This is a genomic window from Mesorhizobium sp. M0239 (genome assembly GCF_040321815.1).
Classification (GTDB): domain Bacteria; phylum Pseudomonadota; class Alphaproteobacteria; order Rhizobiales; family Rhizobiaceae; genus Mesorhizobium.
The window spans coordinates 249,473-272,658 of sequence record NZ_JAMYSG010000001.1 but is presented as its reverse complement, the minus strand read 5'-3'; the positions used below and the strand labels follow the sequence as shown (position 1 = coordinate 272,658).

Annotated in this window: 27 protein-coding genes; 7 read left to right on the top strand and 20 right to left on the bottom strand. The window is 62.1% G+C overall.

Features of this window, described 5'->3' with window-relative positions; translation table 11 throughout:
* Nucleotides 1-125: 125 nt before the first annotated feature.
* The 7 genes from NKI99_RS01265 to NKI99_RS01235 all read right to left on the bottom strand — a co-directional run bounded on the left by NKI99_RS01265 (nucleotide 126) and on the right by NKI99_RS01235 (nucleotide 5,708).
* Entirely contained in the window at nucleotides 126-617 is a 492-nt protein-coding gene (locus NKI99_RS01265) for a F0F1 ATP synthase subunit B (RefSeq protein WP_023808675.1), read from the bottom strand.
* Nucleotides 618-627: 10 nt separating this feature from the next.
* On the bottom strand, nucleotides 628-1,227 hold the full coding sequence (locus NKI99_RS01260; protein WP_023808676.1) for a F0F1 ATP synthase subunit B: 600 nt from the start codon (nucleotides 1,225-1,227) through the stop codon (nucleotides 628-630).
* 63 nt (nucleotides 1,228-1,290) lie between these two features.
* A complete protein-coding gene (locus NKI99_RS01255; protein ID WP_006206606.1) occupies nucleotides 1,291-1,515 on the bottom strand; it encodes a F0F1 ATP synthase subunit C in 225 nt (74 codons plus the stop codon).
* An 85-nt stretch (nucleotides 1,516-1,600) separates the two neighbouring features.
* On the bottom strand, nucleotides 1,601-2,359 hold the full coding sequence (locus tag NKI99_RS01250) for a F0F1 ATP synthase subunit A (protein WP_023808677.1): 759 nt from the start codon (nucleotides 2,357-2,359) through the stop codon (nucleotides 1,601-1,603).
* Nucleotides 2,360-2,418: 59 nt separating this feature from the next.
* A complete protein-coding gene (locus NKI99_RS01245; RefSeq protein ID WP_023808678.1) occupies nucleotides 2,419-2,826 on the bottom strand; it encodes an AtpZ/AtpI family protein in 408 nt (135 codons plus the stop codon).
* Between the two features lie 254 nt (nucleotides 2,827-3,080).
* A complete protein-coding gene (locus tag NKI99_RS01240) occupies nucleotides 3,081-4,265 on the bottom strand; it encodes a cell wall hydrolase (RefSeq protein ID WP_352609405.1) in 1,185 nt (394 codons plus the stop codon).
* Nucleotides 4,266-4,409: 144 nt separating this feature from the next.
* A complete protein-coding gene (locus NKI99_RS01235) occupies nucleotides 4,410-5,708 on the bottom strand; it encodes an MFS transporter (protein WP_352609403.1) in 1,299 nt (432 codons plus the stop codon).
* A gap of 119 nt (nucleotides 5,709-5,827) precedes the next feature.
* Between NKI99_RS01235 and NKI99_RS01230 the strand changes: the two genes are divergently transcribed.
* Entirely contained in the window at nucleotides 5,828-6,751 is a 924-nt protein-coding gene (locus NKI99_RS01230) for a LysR substrate-binding domain-containing protein (protein WP_352440007.1), read from the top strand.
* A 28-nt stretch (nucleotides 6,752-6,779) separates the two neighbouring features.
* Here NKI99_RS01230 and der read toward each other — a convergent pair whose 3' ends face one another.
* Together der and NKI99_RS01220 are read right to left on the bottom strand one after the other, a co-directional pair.
* Nucleotides 6,780-8,216 (bottom strand): ribosome biogenesis GTPase Der, encoded by a 1,437-nt coding sequence (gene der, locus NKI99_RS01225; RefSeq protein WP_352609401.1) that lies wholly within the window; start codon nucleotides 8,214-8,216, stop codon nucleotides 6,780-6,782.
* The gene (locus NKI99_RS01220) at nucleotides 8,213-8,878 is read right to left on the bottom strand and encodes a tetratricopeptide repeat protein (protein WP_023808683.1); all 666 of its coding nucleotides are present in this window, start codon (nucleotides 8,876-8,878) and stop codon (nucleotides 8,213-8,215) included. The genes der and NKI99_RS01220 overlap by 4 nt, the downstream gene beginning before the upstream one ends.
* 214 nt (nucleotides 8,879-9,092) lie before the next feature.
* Between NKI99_RS01220 and NKI99_RS01215 the strand changes: the two genes are divergently transcribed.
* Complete coding sequence (locus NKI99_RS01215) at nucleotides 9,093-10,091, top strand: polysaccharide deacetylase family protein (protein ID WP_352609464.1); 999 nt, start codon at nucleotides 9,093-9,095, stop codon at nucleotides 10,089-10,091.
* Between the two features lie 22 nt (nucleotides 10,092-10,113).
* Here NKI99_RS01215 and sbmA read toward each other — a convergent pair whose 3' ends face one another.
* The 3 genes from sbmA to NKI99_RS01200 form a co-directional block, all read right to left on the bottom strand.
* On the bottom strand, nucleotides 10,114-11,376 hold the full coding sequence (gene sbmA / locus NKI99_RS01210; RefSeq protein ID WP_352609399.1) for a peptide antibiotic transporter SbmA: 1,263 nt from the start codon (nucleotides 11,374-11,376) through the stop codon (nucleotides 10,114-10,116).
* Between the two features lie 113 nt (nucleotides 11,377-11,489).
* The gene (locus NKI99_RS01205) at nucleotides 11,490-12,650 is read right to left on the bottom strand and encodes a YbfB/YjiJ family MFS transporter (RefSeq protein WP_352609398.1); all 1,161 of its coding nucleotides are present in this window, start codon (nucleotides 12,648-12,650) and stop codon (nucleotides 11,490-11,492) included.
* Nucleotides 12,651-12,763: 113 nt separating this feature from the next.
* Nucleotides 12,764-12,985, bottom strand: a complete 222-nt coding sequence (locus NKI99_RS01200; RefSeq protein WP_128302464.1) for a hypothetical protein — start codon at nucleotides 12,983-12,985, stop codon at nucleotides 12,764-12,766.
* A 94-nt stretch (nucleotides 12,986-13,079) separates the two neighbouring features.
* Here NKI99_RS01200 and NKI99_RS01195 point away from each other — a divergent pair, with 94 nt between their 5' ends.
* From NKI99_RS01195 to NKI99_RS01185, 3 genes are read left to right on the top strand one after another with little or no spacing between them, the layout of a single operon-like run.
* Nucleotides 13,080-14,072: a LysR substrate-binding domain-containing protein gene (locus tag NKI99_RS01195; RefSeq protein ID WP_128302463.1), complete on the top strand. Its 993-nt coding sequence runs from the start codon at nucleotides 13,080-13,082 to the stop codon at nucleotides 14,070-14,072.
* Nucleotides 14,069-15,325: an aminopeptidase gene (locus NKI99_RS01190; protein WP_023808689.1), complete on the top strand. Its 1,257-nt coding sequence runs from the start codon at nucleotides 14,069-14,071 to the stop codon at nucleotides 15,323-15,325. The genes NKI99_RS01195 and NKI99_RS01190 overlap by 4 nt, the downstream gene beginning before the upstream one ends.
* A 19-nt stretch (nucleotides 15,326-15,344) precedes the next feature.
* Entirely contained in the window at nucleotides 15,345-15,701 is a 357-nt protein-coding gene (locus NKI99_RS01185) for a DUF488 domain-containing protein (protein ID WP_128302461.1), read from the top strand.
* Nucleotides 15,702-15,923: 222 nt separating this feature from the next.
* Here the strand turns inward: NKI99_RS01185 and NKI99_RS01180 are convergent, their stop codons facing one another.
* Complete coding sequence (locus tag NKI99_RS01180) at nucleotides 15,924-16,271, bottom strand: ArsC family reductase (RefSeq protein ID WP_023808691.1); 348 nt, start codon at nucleotides 16,269-16,271, stop codon at nucleotides 15,924-15,926.
* Between the two features lie 159 nt (nucleotides 16,272-16,430).
* On the opposite strand from NKI99_RS01180, the gene NKI99_RS01175 reads away from it, so the two are divergent.
* Nucleotides 16,431-16,787: an ArsR/SmtB family transcription factor gene (locus tag NKI99_RS01175; RefSeq protein ID WP_023808692.1), complete on the top strand. Its 357-nt coding sequence runs from the start codon at nucleotides 16,431-16,433 to the stop codon at nucleotides 16,785-16,787.
* A complete protein-coding gene (locus NKI99_RS01170; RefSeq protein ID WP_023808693.1) occupies nucleotides 16,784-17,263 on the top strand; it encodes an SRPBCC family protein in 480 nt (159 codons plus the stop codon). The genes NKI99_RS01175 and NKI99_RS01170 overlap by 4 nt, the downstream gene beginning before the upstream one ends.
* Before the next feature lie 103 nt (nucleotides 17,264-17,366).
* Here NKI99_RS01170 and NKI99_RS01165 read toward each other — a convergent pair whose 3' ends face one another.
* The 7 genes from NKI99_RS01165 to NKI99_RS01135 form a co-directional block, all read right to left on the bottom strand.
* A complete protein-coding gene (locus NKI99_RS01165) occupies nucleotides 17,367-17,720 on the bottom strand; it encodes a nuclear transport factor 2 family protein (RefSeq protein WP_023808694.1) in 354 nt (117 codons plus the stop codon).
* Nucleotides 17,721-17,832: 112 nt separating this feature from the next.
* The gene (locus NKI99_RS01160) at nucleotides 17,833-18,171 is read right to left on the bottom strand and encodes a 2'-5' RNA ligase family protein (RefSeq protein WP_352609396.1); all 339 of its coding nucleotides are present in this window, start codon (nucleotides 18,169-18,171) and stop codon (nucleotides 17,833-17,835) included.
* A 366-nt stretch (nucleotides 18,172-18,537) separates the two neighbouring features.
* Nucleotides 18,538-19,623, bottom strand: a complete 1,086-nt coding sequence (locus NKI99_RS01155; RefSeq protein ID WP_128302458.1) for an ABC transporter ATP-binding protein — start codon at nucleotides 19,621-19,623, stop codon at nucleotides 18,538-18,540.
* Nucleotides 19,613-20,221: a cupin domain-containing protein gene (locus NKI99_RS01150; protein ID WP_128302457.1), complete on the bottom strand. Its 609-nt coding sequence runs from the start codon at nucleotides 20,219-20,221 to the stop codon at nucleotides 19,613-19,615. The genes NKI99_RS01155 and NKI99_RS01150 overlap by 11 nt, the downstream gene beginning before the upstream one ends.
* A 69-nt stretch (nucleotides 20,222-20,290) precedes the next feature.
* Nucleotides 20,291-21,361, bottom strand: coding sequence for an ABC transporter substrate-binding protein (locus NKI99_RS01145; protein WP_023808698.1), 1,071 nt, complete (start codon nucleotides 21,359-21,361; stop codon nucleotides 20,291-20,293).
* Nucleotides 21,346-22,215, bottom strand: a complete 870-nt coding sequence (locus NKI99_RS01140) for an ABC transporter permease (RefSeq protein ID WP_023808699.1) — start codon at nucleotides 22,213-22,215, stop codon at nucleotides 21,346-21,348. Before NKI99_RS01140 ends, NKI99_RS01145 begins: the two co-directional genes overlap by 16 nt.
* Entirely contained in the window at nucleotides 22,212-23,096 is an 885-nt protein-coding gene (locus NKI99_RS01135) for an ABC transporter permease (protein ID WP_023808700.1), read from the bottom strand. The genes NKI99_RS01140 and NKI99_RS01135 overlap by 4 nt, the downstream gene beginning before the upstream one ends.
* Nucleotides 23,097-23,186: the final 90 nt, after the last annotated feature.

The window sequence follows — 23,186 nt, the reverse complement described above, 5'->3', positions numbered from 1 at the left end:
GCAGCAGCGACAAGTCAATCTCCCCCTTGTGGGGAGATTGACCGCTTCAGCGTCTCACGCACTCTCCAAGCAAAAAAGCCGCCAGGTTGCCCGGGCGGCTTTAATTGTATGAGGGCTGTGAGGGCTCAGTTCAGCTTCGACTTCACGTCCGCAAGCGAAGCCTTGAACAGATCGGCACCGGCCTTGGCGTCGATCTTGCCGGCAAGCAGCGCGCGCGCTGCCTCGACGGCGATATCGACGGCGCTGGCGCGGACTTCGCTGATGGCGTCACGCTCGGCCTGGCCGATCTTCTGTTCGGCAAGCGCGGTGCGCCTGACAACATAGTCCTCGGTTTTCTTGTGCGCCTCGGCGGCAAGCATATCGGCTTCGCGCTTGGCGGCGGCGACGATGTCGGCGGCCTCCTGCTCGGCTTCCTTGCGCTTGCGCTGATACTGGCCAAGCAGTTGCTGGGCCTCCTCGCGCAGTCGGCGTGCTTCGTCCAGTTCATTGCTGATCCTGGCGGCGCGGGCGTCGAGCGCCTTGGCGATCAGGCGAGGCACCTTGATGTAGACGGCAATGCCCAGGAAGATGACCAGGGCAACCGTGGCCCAGAGCGTCGCGAGAGATGTGTAATCCATGATGCGCTCCTCACCGGGCCACGGATTTGACCGCGGCCGCGATCTCGGCCTTGCTGGCCTTGCCGCCAGCCAGGGCTTCGACGATCGCCGAAGCGGTATCCTCGGCGATGCTGCCGACTTCCTTCATGGCATTGGCCTTGATGGAAGAAATGCGGGCTTCGGCTTCGCCAAGCTTGGCGTCGAGCGCGGCCTCGACCTTCTTGCGCGCGGTGTCGGCCTCGGCCTTGGCCGCGTCGTTGGCCTGCTGGCCGATCGCGTTGGCCTTGGTCTTGGCTTCCGCCAGTTCCTGCTCGTAGGCAGCAACGGCGGCGTCGGCCTCGCCCTTCAACTTGGCCGCCTGATCAAGGTCCTGCGTGATGCGATCGTTGCGGACATCGATGATGCCGCCGACGCGCGGCATCACCACCCGCTTCAGGAAGAGATAGAACAGCCCGAAGGTGATCGCCAGCCACAGAAGCTGCGACGGGAACGTCGCCGGATCGAATGGCGGAAACGTGCCATGCGCTTCAGCAGGCACGCTGGTGCCGGAATGCGTTTCGCCTTCCGTCGCAGCGTGGCTGGTATCGGCTGATGGCGCGGACTCTTGCGCAAAGGCAGATGTCACGAACATGGACTATCCCCGAAATTCAGGCCCGCCGCTTGCGCGGCCGGCCTGTCCAATCTTCCCGAGTGCTCAGCCGAACAGGGCCAGAAGCGCGATGAGAAGCGAGAAGATGCCCAGAGCTTCGGTCACGGCGAAGCCGAAGATCAGGCGGCCGAACTGGCCATCGGCAGCCGACGGGTTGCGCAGAGCGCCCGCCAGGTAGCTGCCGAAGATGTTGCCGAGGCCAATGCCCGCGCCACCCATGCCCAGGCAAGCGATGCCGGCGCCGATGTACTTTGCTGCTTCTGCGTCCATTTGTTCAACTCCTTTGGATCTAAAATTCCGTTGCGATTCCATCCGGCGCCAATGTTGGAAATTCCTGGGCCGGAAACTTTTGGACCTAATGCCCGGGGTGCAGGGCGTCGTTGAGATACATGCAGGTCAACACGGCAAAGACGTAGGCCTGCAGGAAGGCGACCAGCAGTTCCAGTGCCGTCAGCGCCACCGCCATCGCCAGAGGCAGGATAGAGCCGGCGACGCCGACCGCGCCGAGCGCGCTCAGGCTGACCACGAAGCCGGAGAACACCTTCAGCGTGATGTGGCCGGCGAGCATGTTGGCGAACAGACGAACCGAGAGGCTGACCGGGCGCGACACGAAGGAGATCACTTCGATCAGCACCACCAGTGGCAGCAGGAAGACCGGCACGCCATGCGGCACGAACAGTTTCAGGAAGCCAAAACCATGCTTCATGAAGCCGTAGACGACCACGGTTGCGATCACCAGCACAGCAAGGCCGAAGGTGACGATGATGTGGCTGGTGACGGTGAAGAAATACGGGAATAGGCCAAGCAGATTGGCGACGAGCACGAACATGAACAGCGAGAACACGAGAGGGAAGAACTTCATGCCTTGCGTGCCGGCGGCATCGCGCAACATGTTGCCGACGAACTCGTAGGCCATCTCGGAGACCGACTGAAGCCGCCCGGGAACCAGGCTGCGGCTCGACGTCGTGAGAAACAGGAATCCAGCCGCGACGATCACGGTTGCGACCATGAACAGCGCCGAATTGGTGAAAGACAGGTCATAGCCGCCGATGTCGATCGGAATCAGCTTGTTGATATGGAACTGGTGGATCGGATCGACCTTGTCAGCTGCCACGTTCAAACCCCGTCAATGCCGCGTACGGCCTCGTTACCATTACCGCACATGAAGCGCGGTCATTTCTTGTCGTCTTGGTCACGGCGCGATTTATCGCCCTGTCCAAATTCTGCCACAACGCCGGCGGAACGCATCACATTGAGCACTCCGGCGCCAAAACCAAGCAGCAGAAACACGATCAGACCCCATGGCGATGTCCCCGCCAGACGGTCGATGATCCAGCCGATGCCGGCACCCACCACCACCCCGGCGATAAACTCGCTGGAGAGTTTGAGCGCCTGACCATAACCGGCCACACTGCCCGCTTTCGCGTCGTCTTTCCCCTCGAGCCGGCCCGGCCGCCTTGTCGCAAGCGAAGCTTCAAGGTCACGGCGGCGGCGCTCAAGATCGTCGTCGCGGATATCGGGTTCATGCTGATTGCCGCGGCCGGTTTTTCCGGTTCCGTCTGGCCCATTCTTGTCGGCCATCGCAACCCCCCTGCCCGGTCAGACCGTCACCGTCCGTCCGCTTCTAAAGTCGCCGGCAACATAGTTAGAGGGTTTGCGCCCGTCAAGCCACGGGCGGAAGTTCATTGCCATGTATTTTAGGCAATAAAATCAATCAATTAGAAAGGTGCGACATCGTGCCCGCCATGATGACGAGGATGCATGGCGCGAATCCCCTGCGCAATGGCTCTTCGATAGGCTGCGCGCCACATCAAAGATCAGCGGCTGCTCTGCACTCAGCTCCAGCCGCCGCCATAGGTCCGATAGAAGATATGCAGGCCGATCTTGGTCATCTTCTGCATCGTGCGCGCCCAGCCGGGATGGACATATTGGGCATAGTAGTGGGTCGACGATCCGACCTCCGGGATGAAGATCTTGCCGGCAGTGACGGCCATGGCGATCTCCTGGGCGGTCTTGTAGGCGGCTGGGCTATCGATGCGCTTCTTCCTGCCGTCGCAGGCGAAGGAGAACTGGCAGCGGTTGAACCAGCTGTCGTTCTGGTAGACGACGCCGCAGATCGAATTCGGATAGGTCGGATTGCGGACGCGGTTGAGGATGACCTGGGCGACGGCGGCCTGGCCGCGCACGGATTCGCTCCTCGCCTCGAAATAGATGCCGTTGGCAAGGCATGCCTGCTCCTTCTGGGAGAAGACGCTCGCCGGCAGCGGGTTCTGGATCCACGAATGATCGCCCTTGGCCATCGGCGGAATGAAGCGGCCCTCATTGGGCTGCTCGTCCTGAAGCAGGGCTTCGAAGGGCGATGCCTTGGCATAATCAGGCTCGGACTGCGCGTAGGCGGTGGCCAGCACGTCTGGATGGTCGTTGTTGACCAGCGCTGCCAGCATGGCCGGCACGCCGGGATCCGGCTTCTTGTCCTCGCGCGCATGGAATGCCGCGGCGATCTGGATTTCCTTGCCTTTGATCTGCGGCTTGGCGAAAGCCATTTTCAGGCCGCTGTCCATGCTGGGCCGCAGCAAGGAGGAGGTGCGCTCGAAGATCGAGCCGGCGTTGAAGTTCTTCGGCGGTGCGACGGGAGACATCTGGACGATGCGCCCTTTCTTCTCGGCGCGCACGACGCGGTCCTCATCGGGCGTGCCGCTGACCTTGCCGCCCTTGCCGCGAAACGACACGTTGCCGACACCGGCCAGGTGGACACCCGATCCGGAGATGGAGCCGGTGACATCGGAATCGACAAAGGGCATCTCGGCCGCATGGGTGGAGCCGGCGACGGATTTCTCGACATAGGAATTCCAGCGCGTGCTCGATGCTTCGAGGCCGGAAACCAGGCTCGTCATGTCCTGATAGGCGGCGACCGTCGGAAAGCCGATCCAGATGCCGAAACCGATGACGAGCGGAGCCAGAAAGCCACGTTTTCTCTCACCGGCGGCGGCAACCAGCCGCTTCAACACACGTCGATGCACGGAACACTCTCCAGGAACGCGACTGACCCCACTGGAGAGCAAAATGATGCATTAACCTTGATGGGACGTTAACGGCTTCGATCGGGTTTTCCCGGCCGACCCGAGGTCGTGGTTGCGAAGTCAGGCGATTTTGCGGCCGGCTATTCAGGCCGGACGCAGGAAGATCGGCCGGGCGATCAGCGCGCAGATGGCGGCCGCCAGCCAGACGCCGGACCAGGACCAGAGGTGCAAGAGCCCCGGAATGGCCACCGGCACCAGGAAGAAGCCGACAAAAACAAAGGTGTTGGCAAGGCTGAGCGCGGTCCCGACATGGCTGGCGCCGGCAAGGGTGGCAAGCTCGGTGTATGCGACGCCGTGCCAGGCGGAGACGGAGATGCCTGCGACAATAAGCACGACTGGAAGGACCGCCAAGCAGATGAGCTGGCCGCCCGGAACGGTTGGGCCGAACAGGACCAGCAGCCAAAGCATGGCGAAGGCAAGGGCGCTGAACGCGCTGCACAAGCGAAGAAATTGGCGGCGGTTGCCGTGACGGTCGGTGAAGCGGCCGCTCCAGATGCGCATGACCATGGCGCCGATCTGAACGGCGGCGAGGCTCGCGCTGATCGCCGCCGTTCCCAATCCAACGAAATCGTGCAGGAACACGGAGGCGAAGGTGAGCACGGCCACCTGCGGAAAGCAGAGCAGGCCGATGGCGGTCGCGATACGCCAAACATCGCGATTGCGCAGCGGCGCCGGTCCGGCCACAGAAGCCGCAGCGAGATGATCCTTGCCCGCCGTCGGCGGCTCGTGCAGCCAGCGCCAGGCGAACAGGGCAGACAGAGCGGATGCACCCGCCAGGACCCCGAACACCGCGCCAAAGCCGAAAGCCAGAGCAAGCGAGGGCAGTATGAGGGCGCCAAGGCCGCCGCCGAGCGGCACCGCCGTCTGCCTGATGCTCATTGCAAAGCCGCGCTCGTTTTCCCGGAACCAGCCCATGATGGCGCGGCCGCTCGAACCGTTGACGCTGCCGCCGAGCAGTCCGGTGATGAGCAGGCTCGCGGCGAGCAGCGTGACGCCGGGAGTACCGGCCTTTGTCGGCACAACCAGCATCGCCATGACCAGGAGCCACACCGCCGTCGCGCCGAGCCCGATCAGGAGCACGCGGCGATCGCCCCAGCGATCGGTGAGCAGGCCCCAGGGCAGTTCGCTGAGCGCGACCCCCAGCCCGAGAAGGCCGAGCGCCAGGCCGAGCTCGGCATTGCCCAGGTGATAGCCCTGGCGAAGAACGACCGCCGTCGCCGGGATGCCGGAGAACGTAGCCGAGAAGGCGGCATTGGCGGCGACGCCGATGCCCAGAACCTTCCAGCGATGGCCGGGCTTGAATACCCTTTCGGCGGAACCGGCTGCCGTATCTTCCAGGAGTTCTGACGGCTGCCGGTCGGCGCAATTGACAATGGCGGACATGACTTCATTTCCCGTGCTGGCCAGTGGTCCCGCCTTGACGATCTGTCCCTACCGCCATAATTTCATCCTGAAAATCAGGAAGTTTTTGACATACAATCCTGAAAATCGGGACTTCACACATGCGACGCGTAACTTTCGACCTCGACGTCCTGCGCAGTTTCGTCACCGGTATGGAACTGGGTAGCTTTGCCAAGGCCGCTGACCGGCTTGGCCGGTCGACGTCGGCGGTCAGCGCGCAATTGAAGAAACTGGAAGAACAGGCAGCGACGCCGATCTTCCGCAAATCAGGACGCGGCCTCGCTTTGACCGAGGCCGGCGAGACTATGCTCGGCTATGCGCGCCGGCTGATCGAATTGAATGACGAGGCGGCATCCGCCATCCATGATGTCGAGTTGGAAGGCTGGGTACGGCTCGGCTTGCAGGAAGATTTCGGCGAGGCGGTGCTGCCGGACGTGCTCGGCCGATTTGCCCGGGCGCACCCCAAGGTCAAGATCGAAGCCAGGATCGCACGCAGCCACGACCTTGCCGAAAGGGTCATGTCAGGCAGTCTCGACATCGCGCTCGCCTGGCACTGCGGCGAAACGCTGCCCTACAGCCAGCATGTCGCCGACGTGCCGATGCGTTGGATCGGGCCGGCAAAGCGCATCGAGACCAGCCTGCGCCACGGTGAGCCACTGCCGCTGGTGGCGCTCGAGGCGCCATGCCTTTTGCGTACGGTTGCAACTGAAACGCTCGACCGTGCCGGCCTGTCGTGGCGGATGGCCTTTTCCAGCCCAAGCCTTGGCGGCATCTGGGCCGCGGTTGCTGCGGGGCTGGGGCTGACGATCCGCACCGACATCGGCCTGCCGGCCAGCGTCAGCGCAATGACGCCGGAGATCGCCGGATTGCCCGCCCTGCCCAAGATGGCGTTGTTCCTGCATCGCAAGGACGCCGAGGCGGAGCCGGTGGCGGCCCGCCTCGGCGATATCCTGCTGGACGCCGCACGGCAAGCGCTGCCCGAAAATGCGCGGGTCAGCGACAACGGCCTGCGCAACGTGGCGTGATCATGAAGCGCCAGGTGGGCGCCGACGATCAGTTGCGTTTCTTGTTTGACCTGCCGGCGAACGGGTTGTCCGACGTGCGCAGCGCAATGCGGATCGGCACGCCGGGCATGTCGAAGGCTTCGCGCAGGCTGTTGGAGAGGTAGCGGACATAGGATTGCGGCATCGCGTCGGGCCGCGAGCACTGGACGACGAAGCCCGGCGGACGGGTCTTGGCCTGGGTGACGTACTTGACCTTCAGCCGGCGCCCGGCAACAGCAGGCGGCGGATGATGCGCCAGGATGCCCTCCAGCCAGCGGTTGAGCTTGCCGGTCGAGACGCGGCTGTTCCACACCTTGTGGGTCTTGATGACGGCATCCATCAGCTTGTCGAGGCCGCGCCCGGTCTCGGCCGAGACGGGTACGGCCTGCATGCCGCGCGCCTGGGGAAGAAGCCGTTCCGTCTTCTCGCGCAGTTCGGCCAGAAGCTCCTGGGGATGGTCGATCAGATCCCATTTGTTGAAGGCGATCACCGGCGCCCGGCCTTCCCTGATGATCAGGTCGGCGATCTGCAGATCCTGCTTCTCGAAGGGGATGGTGGCGTCGAGGACGATGATGACGATCTCGGCAAACCGGATGGCGCGCAGACCGTCCTGCACCGACATCACTTCCAGCTTTTCGTGGATCCTGGCCTTGCGGCGCATGCCGGCCGTGTCGAACAGTTTCAGGCGGCGGCCATGCCAATCCCAATCGACCGAGATCGAATCACGGGTGATGCCGGCTTCCGGTCCGGTGAGCAGCCGCTCTTCACCGATCAGCGCGTTGATCAGCGTCGACTTGCCGGCATTGGGGCGGCCGACGACGGCAATGCGCATCGGTTTGGTGTCGTCATAGGCGTGCTCGGCATCCGGATCGGCGATATCCTCGCCGATCAGCACCTCGCCGGCAGCGACGTCTTCGTCTTCGCCATCTTCTTCTTCGCCGAAGGCGCGCGCTTCGCCGAGCGCGCCGATCACGGCGTCGCGCAAATCGGGCATGCCCTGGCCATGCTCGGCCGAAACCGGGATCGGCTCGCCAAGGCCGAGCTCCCAGGCTTCCAGCATGCCGCCCTGGGCGCCCTTCGCCTCGGCCTTGTTGGCGACCAGCACGACCGGCTTGCCGGACTTGCGCACGATCTCGGCGAAGGTCCTGTCGTCAGGCAACAGGCCGGACTTGGCGTCGATGGTGAAGAAGATCAGGTCGGCTTCGCGGATGGCGATCTCGGTCTGCGCACGCATGCGGCCGGGCAAGGTCGAGGCGCCAGCGTCCTCGAAGCCGGCGGTGTCGATGACATCGAAATGCAGGTCGTAGAGCTTGGCGGCATGGACGCGACGGTCGCGGGTGACGCCCGGCGTGTCGTCGACGAGCGCCAGCTTCCTTCCCACCAGCCGATTGAAAAGAGTCGATTTGCCGACGTTAGGTCTGCCGATGATGGCGACTTTGAAGGTCACGACGCACTGCCCGACCCGCGGATCAGCTCGGACATCAATGTTGCGCGCTCGCGGGTGTTGCGCGGGGCGCCGTCATCGGCGGCGATCTGGTCGAACAGTTTCAGCGCATCCTGCGTCTTGCCTTCCTTCCAGGCGGAAAGGCCGAGTGCCTCGCGCGCCGTGTGGCGCAGCGTGTTGGTGTCGGATGTGAGCGCTTCGACACGGCTGGAGACGTCGGCAAAGGAGCCGTGGTCGACAAGCAGCAGTGCTGCCCGCAGGCGCGCCATGTCGCGAATGCCCTGGGGAATGGCCGTATCGGCGGCGACTTCGTCGAAATCCTTGACGGCGGCGGGGACGTCACCCTTGTTCGCCTTGACGGTCGCGCCGCGCATGCGGGCGAGCAATGGATAAGCGCCGTAGCCATCCTTCTCCAACTGATCGAGCGCGGTCAGCGCCTCATCGTTCTTGCCGTCATTGGCGAGCTTCAGCGCCTGCGAGAACGCATCGCCCGAGCGGTTGGCGCGCGTCTCGTCCCAATAGCGGTAGCCGACGAAGGCGGCGGTGCCGAGCACCACGAGGATCGCAACGACAATCAGAGCGGGGCCAAAACGGTCCCACAGCGCCTGCGCCTGTTCGCGACGGATCTCGTCGTTGACTTCACGGATGAAACTGTCGTCGGACATCAAATCAAACCATTCCTGCCCCGTCGGGCCTTTGTCAGCCCGCGTTTTAGCGAAATTTTGCCGGCATGGAAGGGGTTCAACCGGAAAATCGCCTATTGTCCGGGGCAAACGGATGTTTGCCCCGGACAAGCAGCCGAAAAGGCTCATCGCACCCACGCCACATTTAGGCGATAGCCGGCGTGCAGACGTTCCCCGAGTGAAGATCAGATTGCCTATGCTTCGTCCGTTCCGCGTTGTTGCGTTTTCGCTTGCCGCGCTCACCACTGGTGGCGGGGCTTTGGCCGATCCGCCGGTGCCGGCAAAGCCGAAACAGGTCGTCATCATCTCATTCGACAGCGCCCGCGATATTTCGCAATGGAAACGCAGCCGGACATTGGCTGAGCGCACCGGCGCGCATTTCACCTATTTTCTGTCCTGCGTCTTCCTGCTGTCGACGGAGACGCGCAAGGAGTACACCGCACCCGGCAAAAGCGCCGGCAAATCCAACATCGGCTTTGCCGCCTCCAAGCAGGAAGTCACCGAGCGGCTCGAACAGATCGGCCTTGCCGCGCATGAAGGCCACGACATCGCCAGCCATGGCTGCGGCCATTTCGACGGCAAGGACTGGAGCAAGGCGGACTGGCTGAAAGAGTTCAGTTCGTTCGAGCACATTCTCGAAAACGCCTATGCGATCAACGGCATTGCACCCGAACCACAGGGCTGGCGCGATTTCGCGCGGCATGCGGTGGTCGGCTTTCGCGCGCCGTACCTGTCGACCAGCAAGGCGCTTTACGAAGCGCTGCCGGCGGCCGGATATCAATTCGATGCCAGCGGCGTCTCGCAAGGCCCTGCCCGACCGACGTCCAGCAACGGCATCATGCACTTTTCCCTGCCTCAGATTCCCGAAGGACCGAAGTCGCGGCCGGTGATTGCCATGGACTACAATCTCTATGTCAGGCATTCCGGCGGCTTCGAGCGGCCAAGCCAAGCGGGCGAGTTCGCCAACCGGACCTATGCTGCCTTCCGCGCCGCCTTCGACAGGCAGTATGCGGGAAAACGCATTCCGCTGGAACTCGGCTTCCACTTCGCGCTGATGAATGACGGCGCCTACTGGAACGCGCTGGAGCGCTTTGCCGGCGACGTCTGCGTCAAGGCGGATGTCGAATGCATCAGTTTTCGCGACTATGTTTCGCGCCAGGATGCTGGCCAAAGGCAGGTCTCGGTCGGCGGCTGAGCCGCCAACTTTCACATCCCAGTCAAGCTGGATCGGGCGCCTGTGCCTGGCGGTCGAGATAGCGTTGGTCGATTTCCGGCAGCGGCTCGCCATGCAGAGTGGTTTCGAAAGCGCGCAGACGCTTGTAGATCGAGATCAGCTCAACCACAGTTGGCCACGAGTTTACAAGATACTGGAACGACGATGTCACTTGGGAGAACGCATTGCTGATTTGATTCAACAAACCTAAAGTGATCGCACCAGCCGCAATGGACGGCGCCATCAATATCAAAGAGAATATGTTGTTCGTTTGCAAATAGAGGTAGCGAAATACGTTGAAATACACGTAGTGAAAATACAGCCTAAAATAGTTTCTTCTTACATTTTCAAACAATTCCCTCACAGCAGGTGGCTGTGCTCGATTCGGGTCATCTTCACCAAGGACCAATTCTTTTCGATAAGCCGCCTCAACGCGCTGGTTCCGGAACTGAAGCCCAGGCAATTTAACGCCGACCACAGCCAGAAGCACGGTGCCAAACAAGGCCCAAAAAATAGCCGACAATAGCAGCGGATGCGGTATCACACCCACGATCGGCAATTCCGTGATGTGAACCGACAGGGCTATGAGCAGCGGAGTGAAGGCGATGAGGGTCATCACCGAGTCAATCAAATTGCCGCCGAGTTGCTCCATGATCGTGGAGAAACGCATCGTGTCTTCCTGGACACGCTGTGAGGCACCCTCAATATGCCTCAGCTTCTGCCAGTTTTCCATGTAAAACTGGTTCATCGCAGTGCGCCAACGAAAGACATAGTGACTTACCAAAAATACAGTAAGCGCACTGACCACTACGGCTACACCGGCAATTCCCATGAATGTAGCAATCTGCCAGTAGATATCGGCAGCGGTGATCTTTATTTTGCCCGAAATGGTATTCTGGATCAGATCCCAAAATGGCCCGTACCAGTTGTTGATGGCAACGCTCACCTGAACCTGGAAATAGGTGATGAAGAGGATCAGCGCAGAGCCGAGAATGGACCAGATCTGCCATGGGTGTGGCGAATACCAAGCCCAAAAGACGTAGAAGAGCGCCACTACGACGGCAAAATATATGTAGAACCATAGAAACGGCAGTGACCAGAATGATGAGACACCGATGATCGGCGGCGCATCGGGAGCAGCTGGAGGCATACCGAAAACACCACCAAAACGTTCCCCTGCGTAGAACCAGAGCAAGACGGCAAGCAGGCTCCAGACGACCGCCGAGCTAAAAAACAGCTTCGGCTTTGGAAAAAACGATACGAACACTGTGGCGAATTCCTCGATCTGGGCGCAAATCAGCTGACTACGGCGGGCATAAAGTCACACATTAGTGGGAAAGAAAATGCCCGTGCCCGATGCCCGGCACAGCAAGCCCACAATCATGGCGATTTTGGCGCAGCCGACCATGTGATGGCGCCGGAGACGACCAGCACGATTGCGGCGGTGATCGAGGCGAGGAAGAAATCGCCGGACATTTGCGCCAGAAATCCGGCGGCGACCGGCCCGATGATCTGGCCAAGGCCGAACGCAGCCGTCATCAGGGCAAAGATCCGCCGCGGCGCGCTTGGCGCCTGCTGCCGGGCGGCTTGCAGGCCAAAGGCGGTGATGGCAATGAAGGTGCCGCCGAGCAGCACGCCGGCAAGCAGCGGCCCGGTGGCTCCGCCGATGGCGACGCTGGCGGTGACGCCGGCAACTTCGATGAAGCACGCCAGCGCATAGGCGGCATAGAGGCCGGTCCGGGCGGCGATCTTCTGCCAGAGCCAGACGGAGGGAAAGCCCGCAAGACCGGCGACCATCCACACCATGGCCTCGAAGATGCGGCTGCCGCCGCCTTGCCGGACGATGGCGACCAGGAATGTCGCCGTCACCACATAGCCAAAGCCGAACAGGCCGTAGGCGATGATGACCTTGACCAACGACCGGTCCATCCGCAGTGCCGGCTCGCGGGTGACTTCGCCGTTGCCGAGCGGACCCTCATTGACCAACAGAGCGACGAGGACGAAACCACAGGCCGAAATCGCCGCCGACCACAGCCAGCCTGCCGCCCAGCCCGAATGCTCGGCGACCAGCACCGCCATCATCGCCGCCGATGCCGCTATGCCGAGCCCGACGCCGCCGAAATGCCAGGCCTGCAGGTCGTTGCGACCGGCAGCCGCGATATGGCTGAACACGATGCTGGCCATGAACACCATGACGAAGGCGCTGGCCAGACCGGCCAGAAAGCGGATGGCGAGAAAGGCCGCCATCGCTTCGGTCAGCCCCATCAGCGCGGCAAGGACCGCACTGGCGCCAAGCCCCGCCAGCATCAGCAGGCGCTCGCGCCCATGCGCCCAGCCGCCCGCCGCTGCCAACGCGCCGACGAGGTAGCCGAGATAATTGGCCGACGCGATCCAGCCGGCATCGGCAGGCGACAGATGCAGTTCCTGCATCATCCCGGGCAGGATCGGCGTGTAGACGAAACGGCCGATGCCCATGGCAATCGCCATGGCAATCATGCCGGCGAGAGCGAACCGCAGCGCTGTCGAGGTGGCTGATGTCATTGCACTGCACAATAAGTGCAGGGATCGCTGAAACAATCGCCATCTGTTGGGCCAGTGCGTACGCGGGACGTGCTCGCCTCGACTTTCCTCGAGCCGGAACGCTTGGCACCTGCTCAGCAGCGACCGCCGGCGCATAGTGGAACCGTCTCGTGCACTGTCCGCCGTGCCGTCAGCCTGAACGGCACATCGCCCAGTTCGCGCTCCGACATGGTGTTCAGCACCGGATGCGAAAGCGGATCGATCAGCCATCTCTGCGTTTCGCTGTCCTGGCGCGGCTCATGCGAAGTAGTCGCAGCGAAAAAGACCCTCAGCGATGACGACAAGATCCTCAGCATTTCCGGCTCCACGGGTCTGTCTCTCCCGACAAAATCTGCCGTTTAGACATGCCTTTCAATTGAGATTTCAGCCGGATCAGTTTAGAAAAACTCAATGGCCATGCTCAACCGCGTCCATCTCAACGGCCTCCGCGCCGTCGAAACCGTTGCCCGGCTCGGATCGCTGGCGGCGGCGGCCGGTGAACTCAACGTTTCCGTCAGCGCCGTCAGCCAGCAGATAAGCCGTACCGAAAAACAGCTCGGCCAGGCGCTGTTCGAGCGAACGGCGAGCGGTCTGGTGCTGACTGAGTTCGGCACCGTCTTCGCGGCCCGCCTTGGTGCTGGATTTCGTGAGCTTTCCCAGGCCGTGGCGCTGGCCGACGAGGCTACGCAATGCACATTGGTGGTTTCGGTGGCGCCGGCCTTTGCCTCGAAGTGGCTGTTGCCCAGGCTATCTCGCCACTTCGACCGGCATCCCAACGTGCTGCTGCGCATCGACGCTTCGGTGCGGCTGGCCAATCTCGATCACTCGGACATCGACATCGCCATCCGGCTCGGCGACGGCAAATGGCCGGGCGGGCGCACGGAACTGCTCCTGGCGCAGGAAGTCTTCCCGGTCTGCGCGCCGGCGATCGCCCAAAAACTGAAATCGATCGAGGACCTTGCCCAGACCTGCGCGATTACCGACGAGCGGGCGATGATCAACTGGGAAAGCTGGTTCGAAACGGCCGGTGTCCCACCTGTCACCTTCCTCAAGGGTGCGCGTTTCACCGACCCGATGCTGTGCCTGGAGTCGGCGATTGCCGGCCATGGCGTGATGCTGGGCTGGCAATTGCTCGCCGCGGATGCGCTGGCCGACGGGCGGCTGGTGGCGCCTTTCGGAATCCGCGCCCAGAGCGGGCTCGGCTATTGGCTGGTGACCTCGTCCGTCAAGGCGGAAAGCCGCAAGGTCCGGGATTTCAAGCTCTGGATCAGGGAAGAGATCGAGGCAACCATGGCGCGGTTCGGGTCCGCGAACGCAGAACCCACCGTCGCGATCGCGGTGGAAAGGACGGAGGCACCGAGCTATGTAGAGTCGGACATCAAACTACGACAGGCAGGATCATGACCACACATTCGCGCGGCGTTTCCGCATCGATCGACCCGGTGAAGCTCGACAGGCTGGCGGAAGTCGCCATCAAGGTCGGGCTGCAATTGCAGCCAGGCCAGGATCTGGTGTTGACTTCGTCGATCGCGGCACTGCCGTTGACCAGGCGGATCGTCGAGCATGCCTACAAGGCCGGCGCCGGGCTGGTGACGCCAATCTTCAACGATGACGAGATGACGCTGGCCCGCTACCGTTTCGGCGCCGACGCGAGCTTCGACCGCGCCGCCGGCTGGCTTTATGAGGGCATGGCGAAAGCCTTTGCCAACAATGCGGCCAGGCTTGCCGTGCGCGGCGAGGATCCATCGCTGTTGTCGGCTCAGGATCCGGCGAAAGTGGCGCGCGCCAACAAGGCGAATTCGATGGCCTACCAGCCGGCGCTGGAAAAGATCACCGGCTTCGACATCAACTGGAACATCGTCGCCTATCCGGACCTCGCCTGGGCCAGACAGGTCTTCCCCGGCGATGCCGACGATGTCGCGGTCGTGAAGCTCGCCGATGCCATCTTCGCCGCGTCGCGGGTCGATGTTGAGGACCCGATCGGCAATTGGAAGGCGCACAACGCAGCGCTGCGCAGCCGCACCGAATGGCTCAACGGCCATAATTTCCATGCGCTGCATTTCACCGGGCCAGGCACCGACCTGACCGTTGGGCTGGCGGACGGCCATGAATGGATGGGCGGCGCCTCGACCGCCAAGAACGGCATCACCTGCAACCCCAACATCCCGACCGAGGAGGTCTTCACCACGCCGCACGCAAGGCGGGTCGAGGGTCATGTTTCCTCGACCAAGCCGCTGTCCTACCAGGGCACGCTGATCGACGACATTTCGGTGCGTTTCGAAGAAGGCAGGATCGTCGAGGCCAAGGCATCGAAGGGCGAGGACGTGCTGAAGAAGGTGCTCGATACGGATGAGGGCGCGCGCCGCCTCGGCGAGGTGGCGCTGGTGCCACATTCCTCGCCGATCTCGGCGAGCGGGCTGTTGTTCTTCAACACGCTGTTCGATGAGAACGCCGCCTGCCACATCGCGCTCGGCCAGTGCTATTCGAAGTGCTTCGTCGACGGCGCCTCGCTCAGCCAGGACGAGATCGCGGCGCGCGGCGGCAACAAGAGTTTAATCCACATCGACTGGATGATCGGCTCGGACAAGATCGACATCGATGGCGTTCACAAGGACGGCGCCCGCGTGCCCGTCATGCGCAAGGGCGAGTGGGCCTGACCCGCTTACGGAGGGTCCGATGGCCTTCGACCTAGCGGTCAAGCGTATCTACGAGCCACCCGCGCCCGATGACGGGCAACGGGTTCTGGTCGACCGAATCTGGCCACGCGGCGTCAGCAAGGAGGACGCCGCGCTGGCGCTGTGGCTGAAGGACATCGCGCCGAGCGACGATCTGCGCAAATGGTTCGGCCATGAGGCGGCGCGCTGGGCTGAGTTTCAGAAGCAGTACCGAGTTGAGTTGGACGGGAATGAAGATGCGGTGGGTGAATTGCGCGGCCTGCTTCGCCACGGCAAGGTGACACTGCTCTACGGCGCGCATGATGAGAAGCACAACAATGCGGTGGCGCTGGCGGCATTTCTCAGAAAGACGGATTGAAGGGCGCCCACAATCTGTAAGGTCGGCGATTGGCCAATCTCCCCCCTTGCGGGGGAGATGCCCGGCAGGGCAGAGGGGGGTGCTGTCCCGCCGACCTGTCAGCCAATCACCGGCCAAATTCTGAGACGAACAGTCAAAGGGTGGCGATCCTTCACACCCCCCTCTGGCCTGCCGGCCATCCCCCGCAAGGGGGGAGATTGGCAGCGTCGCCTTCTCGCTACGCTACTTCACCGCCGCCTGATAAACATCAGCCTTGAACCCCACCAGAATCCGATCACCGACCTCCAGCACCGGCCGCTTGATCACGGTCGGCTTGGCCAGCATCAACGCCTTGGCCTTCTTTTCATCCAGGCCCTGCTTGTCCTTTTCCGCCAGTTCGCGAAACGTCGTACTCGCCTTGTTGAGCAGCTTTTCCCAGCCGACCTTGCCAACCCAGCCGTCAAGACGCTTGGCGTCCAGCCCCTCTGCCCTGAAATCGTGAAAACGGTAGGAAACATCATGGCCCTCCAGCCAGACGCGCGCCTTCTTGACGGTGTCGCAGGTGGTGATGCCGTAGATGATGATCGTCAAAACAGCGGCCCTTCCGATTTCGAATCTGACCGCAGATTAAGGACGCTCTGCGCGCTTTGCCAGCGGTCGCACCGGTGTCCCAGTGTTTTTGGGCTTGTCAACACTAAGGAATTTTCCTAAGTATTTTTGAGCCGCTTTCGACGACACCCGGGATGACCAATGACAAGCCTTCAGACCACAACTCCGAGCCGTCCACCGATCGACGGCATCTTTCGCGCACTGTCCGATCCGACGCGGCGACGCGTGGTGGAGCGGCTGAACCGCAGCCCTGCCTCGGTCAGCGAGCTTGCCCAACCGTTCGACATGGCCCTGCCCTCCTTCATCGAACATCTCAAAATCCTCGAAGGTTGCGGGCTGGTGCGCTCGCAAAAGACCGGCCGGGTCAGGACCTATCAACTGGCACCCGAGCCGCTGAAGCTTGCCGAAAACTGGCTGGCCGAACAGCGCACGCTGTGGGAGCGCCGCCTCGACCAGTTCGACGCCTATGTGATGACCCTCCAGGAGACAGAAAAATGATCTATCCCCTCAAGCCGGATCCCAGGCTGGACCTCGTGCTGGAGCGCGTCATCGATGCGCCGCGCGAATTGCTGTGGCGCGCCTTGACGACGCCTGAGCATGTCAAGCAATGGTTCACGCCTAGGCCTTGGATGATCACCGACTGCGAGATCGACCTCAGGCCGGGCGGTCTGTTCCGGACGCGCATGCAGTCGCCCGACGGCAATGAGGTCAACGACCGCCATTGCTGCTATCTCGAAATCGTGCCGAACGAGCGGCTGGTGTGGACGGATGCATTGTTGCCGGGTTACCGGCCGTCAGGGGAACCCTTCATCACCGCTGTCATTTCCTTGCAGCCGGACGGCAAGGGCACGCGCTACACCGCCACCGCCATCCATGGCGACGAGGCGACCCGCAACAACCATGAAGAGATGGGTTTCTTCGACGGCTGGGGCACGGTGGCCGATCAGCTTGCGCAGTACGTGAAGACCATTTGAGCCTCTCACATGGCGGCCTGGGACATCGTCCCGGCCGCCATGCTTATCTTTCAACCTTCAGCGACGAGACCGAGCTCCCGCAAGCCGATGGTATTTCACGGCCTCAATAATAGAAGCGCTCTTCGGTGATCTTGCCGTTTTTGACCGTGTAGAGGCCAACTTCATCCATGGTGACACGCTCGCCGGTAGCCTTGGGCGTTATGTCGAACTTGAAGCGCACCGCGAACTGGTCTCCGTTGACGTAGGGGCCCTCGACCGAGCCGCCATGCACTTCATTGTTCTCCTGCCACCATTGGCCCTTCTGCCTGAGCGCCTCCTTGCCATGGGAGATGGCCATCGGCCCCGCCATGGCTTCGAGACTGATTATATCATCGGCGTTGTACTTCTCGGCAGCAGCTTCGTTATCGCCCTGCTTGAGCAGCTCGGTGAAATCCTTGGCAATTTCCGCGATGGTCATTTGTATTCCTCCTGTCAGACGCACTGCAAATGGGGAACAGCTTGCTGGCCTCCATCGTCGGAACGTGCGGTAGCTGACAATCCGTGTCAGGACGGATCGCCCAGCTTGCGAACTACGATGCCAACGGCAAAGGCCAACGATCCAGGAAGAGGTATTTTGTCAGGCCGCGCAGGCTGTGAACAAAGATGAAGTCATGGGCAACGAAGCTGATCGGTTCGATGGGCTGCCGAGAGATGAACTTTTGATCGTAGGCAAGTGTCAGATGCGGAACGAAATGATCCGACGCTTTGAGCCCATTCCTGAGCATCTCGACACCAAGCAATTTGTGAAGTTCAAAAACCGGTCCATCATCGGCGAGAAGCACAAATGGGCGATGAGGTGGCCTGCCCCTTGTTGCCGGGCGACCGGGAAAGCTGCCGACGTGGCCAAACGTGACCTCGAAAGCAGGCATGTGGACACGCTGACCCGATCGAGATCCCGCAAAGACGGTCTTGGACCGCAGCCGCTTGTAGTCGCCGCATGTTGCAGGCTCAGATGGAACCGTTCAGCCGACAGCAGCGATTCACCGACTTCATGTCGATGACAAAGCTGCGTCTGCAGATTGGCGAATGAACCATAGTCCTTCGGCTGCAAGAACAACCCGAAGAAGGCACGATCCGGCCGCTTCGGTTGCCACGGAGGCTCTGGTATGCCGAAATCGAATTCACCTTGCCGATACATACCCATACGCCCGGCGAAGAACGCTCCTGTTTCTCATCTACGGTTAGAACAAAACAGGAACAATCCTTGGAGTCAAGCGTGGATTTGATCGATGAAACTAACCTGGTAGCACCGGGCAGTTGGCACCACGGCGCAGGCTGATATGCGCCACGTCGCCGACCTGGAATTGAAAACCCTCGGCTTGGCGCGGCGCGTCTATGACAACAGGTGCGCCCTGCCCGAGTTCAGCGTGCAGACGCAACGTGCGGCCGTGAAAGACGATGCTGTTGACGCGTGCCGGCGCTGTGCCGGGCGCGGCCTCGGTCATCGCCAGGAGATCTTCCGGCCGCACGCCGACGGTGTGCATGGCGTCCTCGGCGAGAGCTTCGCCGGTTTCAGAAATGGCCTCCAGCGGTAGGGCGCCGGCGGCGAAGCGCAGGCGATCGCCGTCTCGGCCGACGAAGCGCGATTGCAGGAGATTCATGGTGCCGATGAAGCTCGCCACAAACTTCGTGGCGGGCCGGTCATAAAGTGTGGCCGGCGGCGCAATCTGCTCGATGCGGCCCTTGTTCATGACGACGATGCGGTCGGAGATCGACAGCGCTTCGGTCTGGTCGTGGGTGACCATGACGAAGGTGGTGCCGAGCCGCGACTGCAGCCGCTTCAGTTCAACCTGCATCTGTTCACGCAGATGCGCATCGAGCGCCGACAACGGCTCGTCGAGCAGTAGCACGCGTGGTTCGCAGACGATGGCACGCGCCAGTGCGACACGCTGGCGCTGGCCGCCCGACAGTTCGGAGACGCGGGCGCCAAGCTTGTCGGCGAGGCCGACCATGTCAAGGGCTTCGCCGGCGCGCTTTGCCTGTTCGGCTCCAGACAGTTTGCGCAGCGATAGGCCAAAGCCGACATTTTCGGCGACATTCATGTGCGGGAACAGCGCGTAATCCTGGAAAACGGTGTTGACCGGCCTGTCGAACGGCCGAAGTGCCGTGATATCGCGACCATCGAGCAACACCTTGCCGGTCGTCGGGCTTTCGAAGCCGGCGATGACGCGCAGGCTGGTGGTCTTGCCGCAACCCGACGGCCCGAGCAGCGTGATGAACTCGCCGCCGACAATGTCGAGATCGACGGCGTCGAGCCCGACGATGCCGCCAGGAAAAATCTTCGAGACAGCCTGTAGCCGCACAAGTGGATCAGGCGCCATCGCGAACCTCGGATGGCTTCGTGGTGTTGACCCAGAGGATCTGGCAACGCTCGGCGCCTGGATTGCGGAAGGCATGCAAAAGCGTGCTCTTGAACGCAAAACTGTCGCCGGTCTTCAGCACGTAATTTGTCGAATCAACCACCAGTTCGACCTCGCCCGACAGCACGAAGCCGAATTCATGACCGGCATGCGCATAGGCCTCCGCGGTGCCGCCGCCGGCTTCCACCGTCACCAGCATGCCGGTCAGCGTCGCGCCCGGCGGCGACAGCAGCGCCTTGGCAATGCCTTCCGACTTGACCGGGATTTGCCGTCGCTTATCGGCACGCACGCAATAGAGATCGTTGACGGCATCGTTGCCGTCGGCGATCAGCGCCGACGGCTCGATGTCGAGGGCGGCGGCGAGCGGCCAGATCACCTTGACGCGCAGCGAGGACATGCCGCGTTCGATCTGGCTCAACGCACCGATCGACACGCCGGCTTTTGCCGCAAGATCGGCCAGCGACAGGTTGCGCTCCAGCCGCAGCGCCCGCACGCGCCGGCCGACCCGCACATCGGCATCGTCCTTCGGCTTCTCAGCAGCTTCGTCCAGTATGTCCATCAATTCCCGACCTCGTTTGCAGTGTCTCGGGTGACACCGCGTGGCTGACGCCGCGCGGTGCTCTAGGGTTCAGCCGCCTGCCTTGACCTTTTCGAACATCTTGGCGAGGTCGTCATTCTGTTTCATCGGTCCGGTGAAGATGGTGGTCTTCAGCATCACTTCCGGGTCGGATGGCAGCTGCAATTTCTCCAGCTCCTCCTTCGGCACGGTGGCAAAAGCGGAGCTCAGCGAACTGCCATAGCCATAGGCCTCGATCAGGTATTTGCCGGAGTCGGCTTCCAGCCGGCTGTTGATGAAGTCATAGGCGAGGTCGACATTCTTGGCGTCCTTGAGCATGACGAAGCCGCAGGCCCAGGTCAGCATGCCCTCCTTCGGCTTCATGAACTCGACCGGCACGCCCTGCTTCTTCAGCGAGGTGGCCGACGCGTTCCAGGTCATGGCGGCGACCAATTGGCCGCTGGCCAGCGCCTGTTCGACGGAGGTCATGTCGGTGGTGTAATTGGAGAGCAGCGGGCGCTGCTCGCGCAGCTTCTCGGCCACCTTGTCCATTTGCTCCGGCGTCATGTCGAACGGATTAACGCCGGCGAGCAGTGCGGCAACGACCGGCGTGTCGTGCACCGCGTCGATCGTCGCCATGCGACCGGCATACTGCTTGTCCCACAAAAGGTTCCAGCTCGCTTCCGGGTTCTTCACCAGGTCGGTGCGGTAGAGGATCGAGGTGTTGCCCCAGTCCCATGGCACCATCCAGACCTTGCCGTCGCCGGCCTGCAGGTCGGGCAGGTTCTTGAACACCGGGAAGATCGAGTCCCAGTTCTTGATCCGCTTGGTGTCGATCGGCTGCAGCAGGCCTTCCTTGTTCCAGCGCGCCACCTTGTCATAACAGGGATGCGCGATGTCGGGGCGGAAGCCGGCCTTGACCTTGGTGAAGGCGTCATCGTCGTCACCGAAGATCGAGGCCTCGACGCCGTCGGGGTGCGCGGCGAGGAAGCTCTTGTTGAAATCGGGCAGTTCATAGCCCGACCAGGTGAAATATTGCAGCTTGTCGCCGGCGAAAGCGACGGTCGACGACAGCGCCAGCGCGAACGCCGTCAATCCAGCGCAAACAGTCTTTGCAGAGATCGATTTCAGGTCGAATGCCATTGCAGTTCTCCTCTCTTGGTTTGTTTTGGTTGTGACGGATCCGCGGGCTTTGGCGCCGTGGCGGACAAGCCGCGATGGCGCAGGATTTCAGCCGCTGCAGCGATGATGAAGGACACAGCCAGGATCGACGTGCCCAGCGCCATCACCGTCGGCAGCGACTTTGGAAAACGCAGCTGGCTCCAGATGTAGAGCGGCAGCGTCGGCTCGGTGCCGGCCAGGAAGAAGACGACAATGAATTCGTCGAAGGAGATCAGGAAGGCCAGCATGAAGGCCGAAACGATGGCCGGCAGGCTGAGCGGCAGCATGATCCGCCGGAACGTCGTCCAGTCGGAGGCGCCGAGATCGAGCGCCGCCTCGCGAATGGTTTTCGGGATGGCGGCGAAGCGGCTGCGCATGATCACCACGGTCGTCGGCAGCGCCACCAATATGTGACCGAGAACGATGGCGATGCGCGATGGCCCCAGACCAATGAGATTGATGAGGATCAGCAGCGATATGCCGACGATGACGCCGGGGATCAGGATTGGCAGCCGGGCGATGGCGCTGATGGTGGCGGCCAGCGGCGAGCGGCCGTAGAGGTCCATGTAGGATACGGTGATGCCGCACAGCGTCGCACTCGTGGCGGCAATGGCGCCGATGACGAGGCTGTTCAGGAGTGCACCGGTCAGCGCCGAATTGCCGAACAAAGTCGCGTACCATTGCAAGGTGAAGCCTTGCAGCGGAAACGCTGCCTGGATCGAGTTGTTGAAGGAAAACAGCGGGATCAGCAGCACCGGCAGATAGAGAAAGACCAGATAGGCGACGACGTAGACGCCGAGCCAGCGGCCGCCTCCCTGCGTGCGTGCAGCGCTCATGTGCGGCTGCCAAATCTGCGGTCGGCGAAACGCGCGACCAGCACCACGCACAGGATGACCAGCATGACGGCGACGGAGAGTGCGGCGCCAAACGGCCAATCGTTGGCCTTGCCGAATTGCGCCTGGATCAGCGTGCCGATCATGGTGCTGGCCGGGCCGCCGACGAGCGCCGGCGTGACATAGTCACCGACCGTCGGCACGAAGACGACAAGGGCTGCCGCCAGCACGCCCGGCATCGAATTGGGCAGCACGACACGGCGGAAAGAGGTGAAGGGCCGCGCGCCGAGATCGGAAGCGGCCTCGATCAGCGATTTCGGGATGGTGTCCAGCGCCACGTAGATCGGCAGGATGGCAAAAGGCGCGTAGGCGTGCGCCAGCGTGACGACGACGGCGGCCGGCGTGTTGAGAAAGGCCAATGTCGGCTCGGACCAGATGCCGCTTTCGATCAGCGCCGAGTTCAAAACGCCATTGTAGGCGAGCACGATCTTCCAGGCGAAGACGCGCAGGAGATAGCTGGTCCAGAATGGCAGCGTCACCAGAAACAGCAGAAGGCCGCGCCGCCGGCCGGCGTGGAAGGCAAGATAGTAGGCGACGGGATAGGCAGTGACGACGGTCGCCAGCGTGACCAGAGCGGCAATGATCAGCGAACGCAGCGTCACCGTCCAGTACAGCGGATCGGACACCACAGTTGCGAAGTTCGCCAAGCTGAAACCGGCACCGAGCAGCGAACCGTCATTGTTGCGGAAGGCGAGGAAAAGCACGAGGCCGAGGGCAAACAGGATCAGCAGGAAAGTGACCAGAGCGCCCGGGAGCAGCATGGCGACCCGGAAGCCCTGAGAAGACCGGGCCTCTGGCGCTGATGTTGCAACTAGGGTCGACATCGACCTGCCTATCGGAATTTGAAATTGGCTTAGAGTTTTTCATATCCATGAAACTGTCAAGCGGAATCCCAAACGGAAACCCATTGACAG

Coding starts and splice junctions, on each gene's coding strand:
- NKI99_RS01265 (WP_023808675.1), bottom strand. CDS start 617: ATGGATTACACATCTCTCGCGACGCTCTGGGCCACGGTTGCCCTGGTC.
- NKI99_RS01260 (WP_023808676.1), bottom strand. CDS start 1,227: ATGTTCGTGACATCTGCCTTTGCGCAAGAGTCCGCGCCATCAGCCGAT.
- NKI99_RS01255 (WP_006206606.1), bottom strand. CDS start 1,515: ATGGACGCAGAAGCAGCAAAGTACATCGGCGCCGGCATCGCTTGCCTG.
- NKI99_RS01245 (WP_023808678.1), bottom strand. CDS start 2,826: ATGGCCGACAAGAATGGGCCAGACGGAACCGGAAAAACCGGCCGCGGC.
- NKI99_RS01235 (WP_352609403.1), bottom strand. CDS start 5,708: ATGTCCGCCATTGTCAATTGCGCCGACCGGCAGCCGTCAGAACTCCTG.
- NKI99_RS01230 (WP_352440007.1), top strand. CDS start 5,828: ATGCGACGCGTAACTTTCGACCTCGACGTCCTGCGCAGTTTCGTCACC.
- NKI99_RS01220 (WP_023808683.1), bottom strand. CDS start 8,878: ATGTCCGACGACAGTTTCATCCGTGAAGTCAACGACGAGATCCGTCGC.
- NKI99_RS01215 (WP_352609464.1), top strand. CDS start 9,093: ATGCTTCGTCCGTTCCGCGTTGTTGCGTTTTCGCTTGCCGCGCTCACC.
- NKI99_RS01205 (WP_352609398.1), bottom strand. CDS start 12,650: ATGACATCAGCCACCTCGACAGCGCTGCGGTTCGCTCTCGCCGGCATG.
- NKI99_RS01200 (WP_128302464.1), bottom strand. CDS start 12,985: ATGCTGAGGATCTTGTCGTCATCGCTGAGGGTCTTTTTCGCTGCGACT.
- NKI99_RS01195 (WP_128302463.1), top strand. CDS start 13,080: ATGGCCATGCTCAACCGCGTCCATCTCAACGGCCTCCGCGCCGTCGAA.
- NKI99_RS01190 (WP_023808689.1), top strand. CDS start 14,069: ATGACCACACATTCGCGCGGCGTTTCCGCATCGATCGACCCGGTGAAG.
- NKI99_RS01185 (WP_128302461.1), top strand. CDS start 15,345: ATGGCCTTCGACCTAGCGGTCAAGCGTATCTACGAGCCACCCGCGCCC.
- NKI99_RS01175 (WP_023808692.1), top strand. CDS start 16,431: ATGACAAGCCTTCAGACCACAACTCCGAGCCGTCCACCGATCGACGGC.
- NKI99_RS01170 (WP_023808693.1), top strand. CDS start 16,784: ATGATCTATCCCCTCAAGCCGGATCCCAGGCTGGACCTCGTGCTGGAG.
- NKI99_RS01165 (WP_023808694.1), bottom strand. CDS start 17,720: ATGACCATCGCGGAAATTGCCAAGGATTTCACCGAGCTGCTCAAGCAG.
- NKI99_RS01160 (WP_352609396.1), bottom strand. CDS start 18,171: ATGCCTGCTTTCGAGGTCACGTTTGGCCACGTCGGCAGCTTTCCCGGT.
- NKI99_RS01155 (WP_128302458.1), bottom strand. CDS start 19,623: ATGGCGCCTGATCCACTTGTGCGGCTACAGGCTGTCTCGAAGATTTTT.
- NKI99_RS01150 (WP_128302457.1), bottom strand. CDS start 20,221: ATGGACATACTGGACGAAGCTGCTGAGAAGCCGAAGGACGATGCCGAT.
- NKI99_RS01145 (WP_023808698.1), bottom strand. CDS start 21,361: ATGGCATTCGACCTGAAATCGATCTCTGCAAAGACTGTTTGCGCTGGA.
- NKI99_RS01140 (WP_023808699.1), bottom strand. CDS start 22,215: ATGAGCGCTGCACGCACGCAGGGAGGCGGCCGCTGGCTCGGCGTCTAC.
- NKI99_RS01135 (WP_023808700.1), bottom strand. CDS start 23,096: ATGTCGACCCTAGTTGCAACATCAGCGCCAGAGGCCCGGTCTTCTCAG.